15 protein-coding genes and 2 tRNA genes are annotated in these 14042 nt (G+C 42.4%); 9 read left to right on the forward strand and 8 right to left on the reverse strand.

The annotated features are described in order from the left end of the window. Positions 1–2 precede the first annotated feature (2 nt). Positions 3–599, forward strand: a complete 597-nt coding sequence (coaE, locus tag NSS94_RS08850) for a dephospho-CoA kinase (protein ID WP_341039166.1) — start codon at positions 3–5, stop codon at positions 597–599. Next, complete coding sequence (locus NSS94_RS08855; RefSeq protein WP_029516633.1) at positions 596–1159, forward strand: lytic transglycosylase domain-containing protein; 564 nt, start codon at positions 596–598, stop codon at positions 1157–1159. Before coaE ends, NSS94_RS08855 begins: the two co-directional genes overlap by 4 nt. A 116-nt stretch (positions 1160–1275) precedes the next feature. Here NSS94_RS08855 and NSS94_RS08860 read toward each other — a convergent pair whose 3' ends face one another. After that, positions 1276–1500: an alpha/beta-type small acid-soluble spore protein gene (locus NSS94_RS08860; RefSeq protein WP_025685069.1), complete on the reverse strand. Its 225-nt coding sequence runs from the start codon at positions 1498–1500 to the stop codon at positions 1276–1278. 105 nt (positions 1501–1605) lie between these two features. On the opposite strand from NSS94_RS08860, the gene nrdR reads away from it, so the two are divergent. The 3 genes from nrdR to NSS94_RS08875 all read left to right on the forward strand — a co-directional run bounded on the left by nrdR (position 1606) and on the right by NSS94_RS08875 (position 2363). Beyond that, positions 1606–2073 carry a transcriptional regulator NrdR gene (nrdR, locus tag NSS94_RS08865; protein ID WP_013309614.1) on the forward strand — a complete coding sequence of 156 codons (468 nt, stop codon included), beginning with the start codon at positions 1606–1608 and terminating at the stop codon, positions 2071–2073. Between the two features lie 129 nt (positions 2074–2202). Further along, positions 2203–2278 (forward strand) — tRNA-Ala (locus NSS94_RS08870). Between the two features lie 12 nt (positions 2279–2290). Further along, positions 2291–2363 (forward strand) — tRNA-Lys (locus tag NSS94_RS08875). 158 nt (positions 2364–2521) lie between these two features. On the opposite strand, the gene NSS94_RS08880 is transcribed toward NSS94_RS08875, so the two are convergent. From NSS94_RS08880 to NSS94_RS08890, 3 genes are read right to left on the reverse strand one after another with little or no spacing between them, the layout of a single operon-like run. Beyond that, positions 2522–3526 (reverse strand): alpha/beta hydrolase family protein, encoded by a 1005-nt coding sequence (locus NSS94_RS08880; RefSeq protein ID WP_341039167.1) that lies wholly within the window; start codon positions 3524–3526, stop codon positions 2522–2524. After that, the gene (locus tag NSS94_RS08885) at positions 3523–4173 is read right to left on the reverse strand and encodes a GNAT family N-acetyltransferase (protein WP_341039168.1); all 651 of its coding nucleotides are present in this window, start codon (positions 4171–4173) and stop codon (positions 3523–3525) included. Before NSS94_RS08885 ends, NSS94_RS08880 begins: the two co-directional genes overlap by 4 nt. Before the next feature lie 16 nt (positions 4174–4189). Continuing rightward, a complete protein-coding gene (locus NSS94_RS08890) occupies positions 4190–4945 on the reverse strand; it encodes a helix-turn-helix domain-containing protein (protein WP_341039169.1) in 756 nt (251 codons plus the stop codon). A gap of 228 nt (positions 4946–5173) precedes the next feature. Between NSS94_RS08890 and NSS94_RS08895 the strand changes: the two genes are divergently transcribed. Next, positions 5174–6052, forward strand: coding sequence for a radical SAM/SPASM domain-containing protein (locus NSS94_RS08895; protein ID WP_039269916.1), 879 nt, complete (start codon positions 5174–5176; stop codon positions 6050–6052). Between the two features lie 238 nt (positions 6053–6290). Further along, positions 6291–8180 carry an AraC family transcriptional regulator gene (locus NSS94_RS08900; protein ID WP_341039170.1) on the forward strand — a complete coding sequence of 630 codons (1890 nt, stop codon included), beginning with the start codon at positions 6291–6293 and terminating at the stop codon, positions 8178–8180. A gap of 127 nt (positions 8181–8307) precedes the next feature. Here the strand turns inward: NSS94_RS08900 and NSS94_RS08905 are convergent, their stop codons facing one another. From NSS94_RS08905 to NSS94_RS08920, 4 genes are all read right to left on the reverse strand, one after another. After that, on the reverse strand, positions 8308–9444 hold the full coding sequence (locus NSS94_RS08905) for a hypothetical protein (RefSeq protein WP_069012187.1): 1137 nt from the start codon (positions 9442–9444) through the stop codon (positions 8308–8310). Between the two features lie 111 nt (positions 9445–9555). Then, a complete protein-coding gene (locus NSS94_RS08910) occupies positions 9556–9945 on the reverse strand; it encodes a DUF4183 domain-containing protein (protein WP_341039171.1) in 390 nt (129 codons plus the stop codon). Positions 9946–10033: 88 nt separating this feature from the next. Then, positions 10034–10846: a DNA alkylation repair protein gene (locus tag NSS94_RS08915; RefSeq protein WP_341039172.1), complete on the reverse strand. Its 813-nt coding sequence runs from the start codon at positions 10844–10846 to the stop codon at positions 10034–10036. Positions 10847–10922: 76 nt separating this feature from the next. Beyond that, a complete protein-coding gene (locus tag NSS94_RS08920) occupies positions 10923–11597 on the reverse strand; it encodes a Crp/Fnr family transcriptional regulator (protein ID WP_341039173.1) in 675 nt (224 codons plus the stop codon). 206 nt (positions 11598–11803) lie between these two features. Between NSS94_RS08920 and NSS94_RS08925 the strand changes: the two genes are divergently transcribed. Together NSS94_RS08925 and NSS94_RS08930 are read left to right on the forward strand one after the other, a co-directional pair. Next, positions 11804–12886, forward strand: a complete 1083-nt coding sequence (locus NSS94_RS08925) for an ankyrin repeat domain-containing protein (RefSeq protein WP_341039175.1) — start codon at positions 11804–11806, stop codon at positions 12884–12886. Between the two features lie 407 nt (positions 12887–13293). After that, positions 13294–14040, forward strand: coding sequence for a DeoR/GlpR family DNA-binding transcription regulator (locus NSS94_RS08930; protein ID WP_029516644.1), 747 nt, complete (start codon positions 13294–13296; stop codon positions 14038–14040). Positions 14041–14042 lie beyond the last annotated feature (2 nt).

A 14042-nucleotide genomic window follows, 5' to 3' on the forward strand; every position in this document is an offset into this window, starting at 1 on the left:
GCATGAATATCGGATTAACCGGAGGTATTGCTACCGGAAAAAGCACCGTGTCGGCTCTTTTGGTCGCCAAAGGTGCGCTGCTGATCGACGCAGATGCCATTGCCCGGGAAGTGATGCTTCCGGGGCATCCGGTGTTGGCGGCGGTCATACAGCATTTTGGACAAGCTATAGTGAACAGTGACGGAACTCTGCATCGCAAAAAGCTGGGAGAGATTGTATTCGGAGACCCTGCCCAGCGGCAGGCACTTAACGAGATTACACATCCTGCTATTCGTGAGGAAATGCGTATGCGCATGGAAGCATTCGAACGGGAACAGCCGAACAAGCTTGTTTTGGCAGATATTCCGTTACTGTACGAGTCGGGGCTTGAGAGCTTGTACGAGGAAATTATGGTTGTGTACGTACCACGTGATATTCAGCTCCAGCGTCTGGTGCTCAGAGACGGTCTGACGGAGGAGCAAGCTGGACTTCGGCTGTCCGCACAAATGGATATTGAGCAAAAGAAAAGCTTGGCCGATATCGTTATTGATAATAGCGGAACACAGACTGAGACGAAGCGACAAATTGATCAATTTTGGCAGCGGAAGGGACTTGCATGAATATTTTGCGAAAGAAAAGAGTCCTGCTCATTTTGTTTGTCGGGTTTGTCCTGATTCTATTCCTTAATTCAAATTGGATGTCCTGGTTCTATCCAATTCAATATAAGGATGAGATTCGGCAGTATTCACAGACGTATGAAGTAGACCCATTTTTGGTGGCGTCTATTATCCGTGTAGAAACCAATTTTAAAACCAGCAAGCAGTCACATAAGGGGGCGCTAGGGCTGATGCAGATTATGCCGAATACGGCAAATTGGATTATGGACAGCGCCCAGATTCAAAAGGTTCCGCTGGACAGTGTCAAGCACGAGCCTGGCACCAATATTGAGCTGGGAACCTGGTATTTGCATAACCTATCCATAAAGTTTCAGGATAATCCTGTAGCAATCGTAGCTGCTTACAATGCAGGGCCGGGTAAAGTTCAAGAGTGGCTGGATAAGGGAGTGTGGGATGGAAAAGAAGAGTCCATCAAGCAAATCCCTTTTGGTGAAACACGACATTATGTACAGCGGGTCATTTATTACTACAGGCAATACACGAAAATTTATAATGATTTTTAAATCCAAGTTAATGACATGATGAGCTTTTCGCTTTAAAATGAAAAAAGCGTTGGACAGGCTGTTTTTACCAGCCCATCCAGACACTTTTTCTTGTTATTTTTGCATTATTACCGCGATTATTGGTATTGACCTGCCAATTGTTGTTCGGCGATCGTTACGAGGCGTTTTGTGATGTAGCCCCCGATCGAACCGTTCTCATAGGAAGTCATATTACCTTGGTATCCATCTTGAGGAATGCTGATACCCAACTCTTGAGCGATTTCAAATTTCATTTGCTCCAGAGCGCCGGAGGATCTGCTGACTACCAGATTGTTGGAGTTGCCATTGTTTCCTTGTGCCATTGTTGTTCACCTCCTCGCGATATGGTAAACATATTATGATCTGTTTTGACAAAATTATTACTAAAAGTCTTCGGGAATTTATTGGAAAAAGAAAGTGGTGAGATTATGAAATGTCCGTATTGTGCCTACAATGGCACGAAAGTGCTGGATTCGCGACCTGCGAATGATAACAAGTCCATCCGTCGCCGCCGTGAATGTGAGCAGTGTGCCAGGCGTTTTACCACCTTTGAAATGGTGGAGGAAACCCCTCTCATGGTCATCAAAAAAGACGGCAGCCGTGAAGAGTTTAGTCGTGATAAAATGCTGCGCGGTCTCATTCGAGCCTGCGAGAAGCGTCCAGTATCCGTCGAGCAACTGGATATGATCGTATCCCAGGTGGAGAACGCTATCCGCAACACAGCAGCCACAGAAGTGGATAGCCAGCAGATTGGTGAGCTGGTCATGGAACAGCTTTACCCAGTGGATGAAGTCGCCTACGTACGTTTTGCGTCCGTCTATCGTCAGTTTAAAGACATCAATATGTTTATGAAGGAACTGAAAACACTGTTATCTAAAGATACAGCCAGCGACTGATCGCTGACTGTATCTTTTCTGGGCCATGAAGGGAGAAAATTATATTTTTTTATAAAAGTATTGACACAGGGTTAAATATTTTATATGATATAGAAGTCGCTTGAAACGTTGATAAAACTTGCTTATGATGGGGCCTTAGCTCAGCTGGGAGAGCGCATCGCTGGCAGCGATGAGGTCAGGGGTTCGATCCCCCTAGGCTCCACCAAACTTTTATTATGGACTCTTAGCTCAGTTGGTAGAGCAGTTGACTCTTAATCAATTGGTCCAGGGTTCGAGTCCCTGAGAGTCCATCTTTTTAGAAAAAACGGCAGAGATGCCGTTTTTTTGTTGTTTATAGATCTATTCCCAGTCTAACCGAGAACAGTTATGAGTTGAATGAGCGCGTAACTGAATGCACAGAAAACAGATCCTAGCATATTCAAAAGAAGTATGAAAAAAACATCATTGTTTAACGCTCACTGACATAATTGGCAAGGATTTCGAGATACTCGTCATTCACCAATTTTCTTGGGGCGAATACGGCTGTTAAAAAAGTTAGAGATTTTGAACGCGCGATTTTTTCATCCATCATGGAGTGGTCGGCTTCAGGTAAATGAATCACGGACAGCAGTTCTGGAGGTATCTTCTGGCGATAGACTCGCTCGGTATCCTTTGCATCAACATTAATATCTTTTCCAGCCAGAACCAAGAGTACAGGAGAATGGAAGTGACCTAATTCTTCGGTGGAATCAGACAGAAAATTTTTGCGTATAAAGCTCCATCTTTCTTTGGAAATCATATCGTCAGGATCGGCTATGCTTAGATATTCTTCATAAGAAGCCTGTCTTTTCAGTAACTGTAGAATCTCTTGATCGTAGTTCAATGTCTTTTGAATTTCTTGCGGAGTAACTCCTTCTCGCTCCAGTTCTTTTCTGGTATTAAATTGTCCTTGGGAAATCCAGTTCACGGCAGGCGATACAAGGATGCTGAATGCAATATCATGCTCCTCTTTAACGATCTTCGGAATGACCCATCCTGCTTGACTGGCTCCCCATAGGCCGATTTTTTGCTTATCAATCATAGGTAAGCTTCTTGCCCAGTCTATTGCATATCGGATCTCCTGTGCGCGGTCCTCCATGCTTTGGGCGAGCCAGTTACCAGGAGCGCTGTTAATACCGGGCTTATTCAGTGACAAGGAGGCATAACCCTTGGAAGCGAACTTTTCCCACAGTGGTTTGTATCCATCATCATAGGTGTCATTAATAGGACCATCCCCATGGACAAAAACAACCAAACCAATCTTTCCCGAGTAGTTTTTAGGCAAAGTTAATGTACCTGTTAACAGCCCTTTAGGTGTCGTAATTTGTATTTTTTCTTCTGTCATCTTGTAGGAATTTTGATATAGAACAATGAGTACCGAGACAGCAGCCAGAGCTGCCGCAATACCAAAAGTAAGCTTGAGTGTTTTTTTCAATGATGCTCTCTCCTCGAATGCAGGTTCTCTTTCCAACTCATCAGATGCCATACAGGCTCCTTGAACCAAAAATGCCGTAACCCATTATATTTGGATTGTTTTACTTCAAACGCCAGTTGGTGATACAAACGGATAGCCCCTTGGTTCTTATGCGCTACGTGAAGCGTCAATGCATGAAAACCAGATTCAACCGAAAATTGCTGTGCGAAAGCTACAAGATGGCGTCCTATTCCCTGATTACGATGACTTGAACGAATCGCCAAATGATCAATGTAACACTCATTTGCAGCGGGGGTATACTCTAGCGCATGCATACCTGCCAAAAATGTAAATACATTGAAACAACCAAACTGTTTTAGGAGCGGAGTCAAAGAAATGGGGTTTGTTTCAGGAAGTGAAGAGTAGGAGGGTTTCCATTTAAGGGAAAGAACACCGATAACTTCTTCGTTTTCTTTGGCTACAAATTGTTTCATAGATGTAGAATAAGGATTTTGAACCCAAACCTGCATTAACAACTGCTGTGTAGCTTGATCCTCTAGTGTAACAAGAGATTGGAATTTTGCTTTAAACGATTCGACTAAAAGACTGCAAACAGCTTCATGGTCTTGTTTTTGGTATGCAACAATGTCAAAAGATTTTGCACTCATGTAACACCTCCAAGATTTATTCTACTTTGACTTGAATTTCATATTGTAGCTTGTTGTTGTCGAACATCGAAAGATAAGATTTTTCTACTAGAATGATCTTGCTTTGGCAGTTATATTGGTGATGAGCTACATATCGTTCCATTTGTTTGATCTCATAATCAATCTCAGGTTCTTCAATGACGGAAAGATGCTTATAAAGATAGTTGCCTTCTTCCAGAATATAGTCAGCCACATCCGCCGTTTCATAACACAGCTTCAACTGTCCAGCATCAGGCAAGTAATGCATGTCATTTTCAAATAATCGAGGTGGGGCAGGGCGGTGTTCAAATAGGTTTCCGGCAGTGAACTCTTGACCATTCTCCAATGCAAACCATAGCTTTAAATGACGGGGACCTAATCGTTTGACTTGATACTCATCGCCCTGCTGGGTCCGATTATTATATTCTTCTAACACTTTGTGAATAAACTGTTCATGCATCTTTAAGTTAGCTATTTCAGCTTGTACTTTTTGCAACGAATGCTCTAAAAGCTGGTTATAATCATCGGCAGCATAGGAAGTCATACATTCTTGAATCTGACCGACAGGGACATTTAATTTACGTAGTAATAAAATATGCGATAGCTGATAAATCTCATGAAGCCCGTACATCCGATATTGATTTTCTTCAGTATGTGATGGATAGAGGATTCCCTTTTCTTCAAAATATCGCAGTTGATGTATAGATACATTCATAAGCTGAGCAAGCTGGCTGATCGTAATGTGTTCTTTCAATGAGAGGACTCCTTACTGATATTTGAATAACTCCACTATAAACCTTAGGTCAGACCTAGGGTCAATAGAAAATATCAAACAAATCTTGGATAGGCGTAGGTGTCGAGCATTTGATGCCCACACCAAGGGGGAGACTGGAGAGTTTACCTGTCGGTGATAACCCGTTATAATCATAAGATTAGTGAGCATAAACAAGATGCTCAGGATGAAGGTTAGAATGGGGAAATCATGTTGAAAACTTTTAAAAAGGTATACATTGAGATAACGAGCATTTGCAATCTCGCATGCAGCTTTTGTCCTCAAACACAGCGTGTCAAAAAATTTATTGATCCGGAAGTCTTTCGAAATGTGCTTGATCAGGTCAAACCACATACAGATTATATCTATTTGCATGTAAAAGGAGAGCCGTTGCTCCATCCGAAAATTGATCTTTTACTGGAAAGTGCTCATGAGAAAGGCTTAAAGGTCAATATTACCACTAATGGTACCTTGCTGCCGAAGACCGGACATAAGCTGCTTGGGCAACCAGCGCTGCGTCAGATGAACTTCTCTCTCCATAGTTTTGACGGACATGAAGGCTCCGTGGATCGAGAAGGATATTTGGGTAATATTTTCACGTTTGTAAGAGAAGCGGTGAAACACAATGTCATTATTTCGTTCCGTCTCTGGAACTTGACTGAAGATAATTTGACTAATGTGCAGCGTCAGCGCAATCGGGAAACACTTGAACGACTGGAGCAAGAGTTTGGACTGGACTATCGGATTGAGGAAAAGGTGATACCGGGTAGTGGGGTCAAAATCGCACCAAACGTTTATTTGAATCAGGACCACGAATTTGAATGGCCGAGCCTCAGTGCCCCGGAAGATGACGGAAAAGGCTTTTGCCATGCACTCCGTAGCCAAGCAGCGATATTGGTGGATGGAACGGTGGTCCCTTGCTGTCTGGATGGAGAAGGTGTCATTAATTTAGGTAATGTGCATGAGCAATCTTTTTCCGACATTGTGGAAGGGGAGCGTGCAAACCGTCTGTACTTCGGGTTCTCCAAAAGAGAAGCGGTAGAAGAGTTATGCCGAAAATGCGGGTACCGCAAACGATTTGGAACATAGTCATACAGGTAGAGCTTTAATCGACAGTAGAATGAATTGCAAGAAAGATAGCCCTTTTGCAGGGCTTTTTTACTTATATTTTGATATATACATACATAATTAATGGTTTTAAACTGTTCAGAGGAAGTTGGTTATATTCGATTGCTTGTGAGAATGATTATCAATTATAATAAATTTAATTCTGATAGGACGGAATAAGAACTGAAGGAACGGTTTGGATGGGGGCTGAGCGGTAGTAATGAAGTTGAACGATCACATTTTGCTGTGGAATCATGTTTTTATACAGGTGATGGATGTTCGTCATAGGAAGATCGAAAAAGGAGAGGAGCTTCGAGCCTATCGACTTCCTGCCAGTGCGTTCTTATATGCCGTGCGTGGAAGCGCACGGGTACGGTTGGATAACAGTATTCACAGGATAGAGCGTTTCCATGTACTGCATGGCGGAAAAGGAATGTGCCTGAGTATCCTGGCGGAGGATGTGTTTGAATATTACATCATTTTGTACAGGGCGACGTTGGCCCTGCCTGATCGCAAAGAGATAGCACAATTGCTGGAAAAGGAAAATCCCTTTCAGAATCAGTATGCTTTCGCACCACATTACCCGCTGTCCCTGTACGAGAAAGTGAAGCTGTTGGAGCAAGAATGGCGTGGAGCTTCTGGACTTGGCAAACTGCATGTTAAAGCCTTGTTTCATCAATTTGTATACGAGTTGTTGCAGCAGTTGTATTGGCAGGGCATCGAACCTCTTAAGCCCGACTTGATAGCGCAAGCTGTAACATATATTCGCGATCATTTCAGTCAGTCTATGACACTTGAGTCCATTGCGAAGGAGCTAGAATGCAGTACCGGACATTTATCCAGGTTGTTCAAAAGTAAAATGCATACCAGTCCGATTCATTACTTGGGCCAAGTAAGAGCAGAACGAGCGGCAAAACTGCTAATGCAGACGTACGCCACTTTACAGGAGATCGCAGAGCGTGTGGGATATCCAGATGCCCATTCGTTAAGTCGCAGCTTCAAGAAATATAAGGGACTATCTCCCGTACGATTCAAAAAGGAGCGGGAGCATCCTGCCCAGAAGCAAGATCAGGATATGCCCCAAACGATGCTTAAATATGCCCTTCAGCGGACATCTTTCACACGTTATACTGATATTGATTATCAATATCGGTATCATGCGGAAGGGGATTCATTCATGCACGGAAGAGTTAAAATAACGACCATGATGATTATGCTGTGTTTATCATTGATGCTGGGAGCTTGCTCGGCTCCGACGAATACAAATGGAAGTTCGCAAACGAAGGCTAATCATACAGCGACAACATCCAACAGCGATGGACAAGCGGCAGTACAAGCGCAGATAAGAACGGTTAAGACATTAAAAGGTGATGTGGAAGTACCTGCAAACCCGAAACGAGTGGCATCGGATCAGTATATGGGTCATCTTTTGAAACTGGGGATTATTCCGGTAGGGGTCAGAAGCTATATGCTGAATGAGGCTTGGATTGATCGATCGGGATATCCCAAAGAGAAGTTGGCCGGAATCAAGGATCTCGGTGATTTTCCTATGGATTTGGAGGAACTGACCGTTCTGCAACCGGATTTAATTATCGGCTCAATCGAAAAGAACATCGACAGCTACCAAAAGGTAGGAACGACCGTGTTCTTGCCGTATTGGGAGGGCGAATCTACAGCGGGGCCACTGGATAAATTCCGTAGAATCAGTGAAATCTTTGGCAAGCAGAAAGAAGCCGAACAGTGGATTACTGAATACGAGAAGAAAGCTGCAGAGGCCAGAATGAAAATTCAAGGTATCGTTAAGGACGGAGAGACGGTTTCAATTGTACAAGTCGCCAATAAATCGATATATGTTTTGGCAGCGAAAGGCGGCAATTACGGAAGTCCGACCATTTATCAGATGCTAAAGCTGCCACCTACCAAGAAGGCATTGAATATGAAAGAAGGATTTGAAAATATTTCACTTGAGGTTTTACCCGAGTATATGGGAGATCACATCTTTGTATACGGTTCAGAAGATGAAGGGGCTAATCAGATTCTGCATAGTGAGCTATGGAAAGGCCTTCAGCTGGATACCATAGTTAATCTCTTATTAGCCCACAAAAAATAAAAGGATGTACAAGTAACATCTCCTATCTAAACAAGGGGAAGCTTTTAGAATTTCAAGCTGTGATAGTCATATAGACAAAATCCGCTTAACACAAAGATTCCTAAGTGTTTGGCGGATTTTATCATGTCTATATTTCTTCTTCTCTGTATGTTTTGGTGTATCTTTGAAATTCAGATTTTTGATTATCGTAATAATCAGCTCTCGTCCAAAAAATAATTTGAGAGAATGAGTCGGAATGTTCCAAATAAGTGATTAGATATACAATTTTTACTTTATCACTCTCTACCCATACTTCGTATTGCAAGCCTTGATTCCCGTTTATATTGACCTTTACTGGTCCCGTCGAAATAATCCCTTTTCCAGACCTTTTGAGTACTAATTGAGCTGAAAACTCAGCGTAATCTTTTAATGTGATCATTGAGGATTTCTCATACGGCAGTTCGGATTTCCAATCCTTGATGATCGTCATGTATGCATCGTTTTTTTCATACCAAGCTTGAATTAACGCATCTGGATTAAGAATTAAACCAGTCTTCCATATATAAGGGAGACGAATTTGTTGCGTGGCATCTTCACTTTTAAATGTTTTCAAAATAGTTGTTGAGCGAAGGTCTGGCTTAACTTGTGAGTCGCTTAAGACTTTCAAGGAGCTGGCTATAGTTGCAAATTCGTGATGTTGTTCTACTGCAGAGCCTCCCCTTGAATAGATTAATACTTGAAGATAGTGCTGCTTACTCTCTAACATGGCACTGAAGTAATAGACCTGTTGGCCATTGTATTTCCCGCTATAATCGGCTGTTCTGGCGGTTGTGGAATCAATCTGGATTGGGGTAGTATCCACAGCCTTAAAGTTTTCTAGGCCCAATGCGGAGATTTCTTCACGTTGCTGTACGAATTCGTCGAGCGTCATATTATTTGCAAAAGCTGACTTGGGGACACGGAAAACCAGACCTACATTCTTTTTTTCTTTGTCACAAACACTAAGCACCGAATCCAGTTGTCCCTGTTTAAATTTACGCCAGCCAGCGGGAATGGTAAGAGCCACAAGATCCTTATCCGAGGTAACGGTATGAGGCAGCGACTCTGTGACGGGTAGAACAGGCTGACTTTCTTTGTCTACAACTGTTGTACTATGAGTCGCATTGTCTACATCAGAATTTGTTTGGACTGCAGTTGCAGCATTTTTTGAGGTGCAGCTGGTAAGCATGAGCACTGCGATCAGTGCAATAACATAAAATCGGAAATGCGCAAAATTGAATTTCATGGAAATAACTCCCTCTGTTTCATATTTACAAAGGAAATTTTACCCTTTTATAAAATTATAAAAAAGAGGCGTTTGTCCTGTTTTACGTAGCTCAGTCGCTTATGGTAGTCGTTACTGAACATTGTTGACAGAGGTTGAGGAGGCACTAGAGTTGAAATTAATAACTTCAACGACTACTGTCGCGCCAACAATCAGGCCTGTATTTATAATTAGGTTTGTAGCAGAAAGCGTTGTTAAGCCGCCTCGCTGCAACGTCCCATTTACAAATACATTGTAGTATCCGCTACTGGTCGGAACAACAAGACTATTTGCCGCGACTGAAGTACCACTATCATTCGTGAAATTTTGTGCTGGGATAGTGGTCACTCCACCTAATATATTACCAAGCACGACAATAGCTGTGTAACGATTAACCACTGGAGTGACATTGATACTTGTTGTGATAGCAATGTTTCCAGATACGATACTGTCTGCTTCCAGATAGATTTGAATAATAGACATAGGAATTCCTCATTCCTAATACTCCAGATAAATATAATAGTTTATGTGAATACTCTAGATATGGATTGGATGGGGAGGAGTCTTCTAATTATTTCTCTTTGTTCAAGCTTCTTTGGGCCCGGGTTACTATTCGCTTCGTTTCTTTAGTATCCGAAGCCATCAGCCATGCATTACAAACTTGAAGAACCCATTCCGGGTTGGTTTTGCTGGCATCATTCAACCAATTGCCAACGGAGTCCTGGACATATTTGACCGGATCGGACTGAACAGCCTCCAAGAGCGGAAGAGCCAACTCGGGATGTTCTTTTAGTTCAGGGATGTGCTTGGCCCAAACGCCTTGTGGCCGGGTTAATTCAATGGCAAAACGACGTATGTTAGCATCCTCATCTCGCACCCAACTGTCTAACAGGGCAAGCCCTTCAAGCAGTTGCAAGGATATGGATTCTCTCACGGCCATCCAGGCTATTTCACGTACTCCGAAATGGGAATCCGCTGCAAAGGGGCGAATGCCAGCCAATTTTTCCTCTACACTTAAACAGGGATCAACCCCGATGATGTAGGCAGCCCAGCAGCGAATGCTGTCTGAAAGATGCGAGGCCATCGCATCAAAGATGCGAATACGTTCTTCTATCGCTTGTTGCTCAAACACATGAAGCCACGCTCGCGCGATTGCGGGTATCATTTTCATGATCTTCTTTTCCTTCAGCTCATTCAATTCGGTCAGGAAGACATCGGATGATTGCTGCAAGCCAAATTCATCAAGAGTATTTTGCAATAGTACAACATGATCGACAGCCAGCCATTCGGTGAGATTCACCGTCTGAAGCCGCCCTTGCTGTAGCAGCTGAAGCACATCACTAGGAATATCTGACCCTTTGCGAGCACCTTTTCGTTGTAACATTTCATCCACTCCATATCGTAAATTGTCTGATAGGTATACGATACTTTTTTGGGTTGGAGTATAGATGTAATGTAGTTTACAACTTCACTAACTTTTCGCGATGGATGTAAATCGTCTTAAAGCCGGTTTTAATGACCTTTTCTTTGACAAGCTCCTGAAGAGCAGCTGTTACAGCCTCACGGGTGGCCCCGACCAGATTCGCAATTTCTTGATGAGAGAGAGGAAAATTGATTTTGCAATACTCATCACGGCTTTGGAGGGGGAACTGATCGGACAATTTCAGAAGAATATACAAAATTTTATCCTGTAAATTTCCCAAAGCTAAATGCTGGGCCAGACTGCTCATTCCTGAAATTCGGTCACTTAACACCTTGATCATGTTCATCATGAACCTGGGATGTTCTATTAAAAAATGCTCGAATCGGTCTTTGTCCATACGGCAGATATCGCATTCTTCTATCGTTTCTATATACATCTCCCTTGTTCCTAGTGAAATCATATCCATTTCACCAAATACATTTCCCTCGCGGAGGATATCCAAAGTAAATTGCTTCCCGTCAGCATTTAGCTTATATAGACGTACTTTGCCCTTTTTCACAAAATAAAGTCCCTCGGAAAAGGTCTCTGGAGTTTGTATAAAGTTTTTTTTCGGTATAGTCGTAATGGAGGTCATTTGATCCATTTCAATTAAATCTTCTAATGAGAGACTATGAAGCAAATTAAATTGGGACAAATATTGAATGCTATTCATATGTTCTCCTTTTCGGTTGCACAGGGTATACAGAATCATAATACAATTATAGCTTCTATAAGGTATATTGACCTCTATTACTCACTTGTTTGCGATAGAGTGAATAATGAATTTTGGGGAATCTGTTGGATTTATATAAAAGAGAGGTTGGTATAAAATAGATATACATGATTAATAGTAGATACATAAAGAGTGAGGTAATAACCATGATTAAATTAAAAGATGTAGGCAATTTCAAGGTTCTTCCTGAGATAGCGATGCATATCGTTCAAGGCAATATACCCGCTTTACGCCAGGCGCTGACCGAAGGCTGGGATATAGAACAAGGGATCGTACTCAGCAAATATACGACATTAAGTCCACTGGATATTACACTCATCACTGGGCAAATGGAAGTCTTGAAGCTACTGGTCGATGAGGGGGTCCAACTTAATGTGAAGGATAATCCCGCATTCCTGACGGCTGTTCGCTATGGTACCGAAGAGATTGTCCGTTATGTGGTCGCCCATGGCGCCAAGCTGGACGGTAAAAATCATGTCAAATCTGGTGCTTATGAGCAAGCCTACTACGGTAACAAAAGTAATATGCTGCTTATCCATGAGCTGGGCCTCGATATGAAGCAGCATGCTGGAGCAACACTCCGCAACGCAGTTAGTGAGCATGACTTGAAAACAGTAGCTTTACTATTGGAACATGGCGTAGATATTAATTTCAATGCCCCTAATATGGTATATCCATATAAAGCCACGCCTTTGACAGTGGCGGCGCGCAACAACGATTTTTCGATGGTGAAGTATTTGGTTCAGCTAGGCGCTGATGTGACGCTGGCAGAAAAAGATGGAGAACGGGCATATACAATTGCACTAAGTATTAAAAACGTAGAAATGGCTGAGTATTTAAAGTCTGTAGAGCCACAGGTATTCCATAATCTGGAAAATAAACGACATGCTTTGAAAAGCTACAAGCTTCCGAAGGATTTAATAGCCTTTCTGATGGGGGATCAGCTCCGTGTGAACCTGCCAGAAAATGATCTTAATATTCAATTTGTTGATTTCTTTTCATTTATCGATACGGTTGAGATGAAGGTAGATCGGCAAAAGCTATTGCGTCTGTCTCTAAACGTAGATAATTACTCGGATATTATATTGGTGTGGAATCCAAAGCAGAAGTGCCTGGGTTATTATGACGAGGAGCATCAGGAATATGCGGATGTGTGCAGCTTTGCTGAGTTTCTTGCACAGCCGGAAGATTATCTGGAGAAGATTATTGAGGGTGAATATGTATCATAACAAGGTGAGCCATGAATGCGGTATGCACGCAGTCATGGCTCTTGTTATTTTAAAATACAGCGCTAGTGTACACAGGTGCCTAATGCTCATCAGGAATGGTTACGTATGAGCTTAATGAGGTTTCAGGGAAATTGGGACGAATTGTGCGCATAATGGTAAAATAGTACTGATGGAAGCTTTAGAACGTTTTTGAACGTTTACTGCTGAATTCCTATGTAAGAAGAATGAATTTACATAAAAGTAGATGAATTTTCTTTAAAATGTAAACGCAATCATGTCGATTGGAGCGGGAATTCACCATTTTGTAAAAAAATGAAGTTGGAATGAATTTTTTTGAATCTTTTTGGAGAAAAATGATTGTTTTTTATCAGGTTTGTGGTACGATATAAACAGTTGGGGGAATGAAGATGCTGACGGAGGAAAGATACAAGTTAATAATACAGCGCTTACAAGAACGTGGTGTTGTAAAGTTGCAGGAATTGGCTGATCTGTTGGGAGCTTCTGAATCAACAATTCGGCGCGATTTGATAGATCTTGAGGGCCGTCAGTTGCTAAAACGGATTCATGGTGGGGCAACCTTACTGAATCAGAAAAGTCAGGAACCTGGCATGGAAGAAAAAACATTCAAAAACGTTCAACAAAAAAACGCAGTCGCCCGCATGGCAGCCAAAGAAATTTTGGATGGCGAATGTATTTATCTGGATGCGGGAACAACAACGATGGCGATGATTCCTTACATTGAAGCTAAAGACGTGACGGTCGTGACGAATGGTCTATCCCACGTAGAAGCACTGGTAAGTAAAAGAATCAGAAGCTATCTACTGGGAGGGATGATGAAAATTCATACCAAAGCCGTAATTGGCAGTATTGCCCTACAAAATTTGGACAATTTTCGATTCGACAAGTGCTTTCTAGGAACGAACGGGGTGGATATGGAAATGGGGTATACGACTCCTGATCCTGAAGAGGCGCTAATCAAGCGGCGAGCCCATCAGTTGTCAGGCAAAACGTATGTGTTGGCCGATTCCAGCAAAATTGGAGAAGTAACCTTCGCCAAACTGTTCGAGCTCAAGGAAGCTATACTTATTACCGAATCGATGCCAGAACGCTCACGCCGATCCATCGCTCAGAAAACTAAGATAATCGAGGGATAACA

The sequence above is a fragment of the Paenibacillus sp. FSL L8-0644 genome, from assembly GCF_038008165.1.
Lineage (GTDB): Bacteria > Bacillota > Bacilli > Paenibacillales > Paenibacillaceae > Paenibacillus > Paenibacillus polymyxa_D.

Bases quoted from the DNA above. Each gene is read 5' to 3' on its own strand.
- NSS94_RS08925 (WP_341039175.1), top strand. From the start codon at position 11,804: ATGATTAAATTAAAAGATGTAGGCAATTTCAAGGTTCTTCCTGAGATA.
- NSS94_RS08895 (WP_039269916.1), top strand. From the start codon at position 5,174: ATGTTGAAAACTTTTAAAAAGGTATACATTGAGATAACGAGCATTTGC.
- nrdR (WP_013309614.1), top strand. From the start codon at position 1,606: ATGAAATGTCCGTATTGTGCCTACAATGGCACGAAAGTGCTGGATTCG.
- NSS94_RS08885 (WP_341039168.1), bottom strand. From the start codon at position 4,173: ATGAGTGCAAAATCTTTTGACATTGTTGCATACCAAAAACAAGACCAT.
- NSS94_RS08855 (WP_029516633.1), top strand. From the start codon at position 596: ATGAATATTTTGCGAAAGAAAAGAGTCCTGCTCATTTTGTTTGTCGGG.
- NSS94_RS08905 (WP_069012187.1), bottom strand. From the start codon at position 9,444: ATGAAATTCAATTTTGCGCATTTCCGATTTTATGTTATTGCACTGATC.
- NSS94_RS08900 (WP_341039170.1), top strand. From the start codon at position 6,291: ATGAAGTTGAACGATCACATTTTGCTGTGGAATCATGTTTTTATACAG.
- NSS94_RS08860 (WP_025685069.1), bottom strand. From the start codon at position 1,500: ATGGCACAAGGAAACAATGGCAACTCCAACAATCTGGTAGTCAGCAGA.
- NSS94_RS08910 (WP_341039171.1), bottom strand. From the start codon at position 9,945: ATGTCTATTATTCAAATCTATCTGGAAGCAGACAGTATCGTATCTGGA.
- NSS94_RS08930 (WP_029516644.1), top strand. From the start codon at position 13,294: ATGCTGACGGAGGAAAGATACAAGTTAATAATACAGCGCTTACAAGAA.
- NSS94_RS08920 (WP_341039173.1), bottom strand. From the start codon at position 11,597: ATGAATAGCATTCAATATTTGTCCCAATTTAATTTGCTTCATAGTCTC.
- coaE (WP_341039166.1), top strand. From the start codon at position 3: ATGAATATCGGATTAACCGGAGGTATTGCTACCGGAAAAAGCACCGTG.
- NSS94_RS08915 (WP_341039172.1), bottom strand. From the start codon at position 10,846: ATGTTACAACGAAAAGGTGCTCGCAAAGGGTCAGATATTCCTAGTGAT.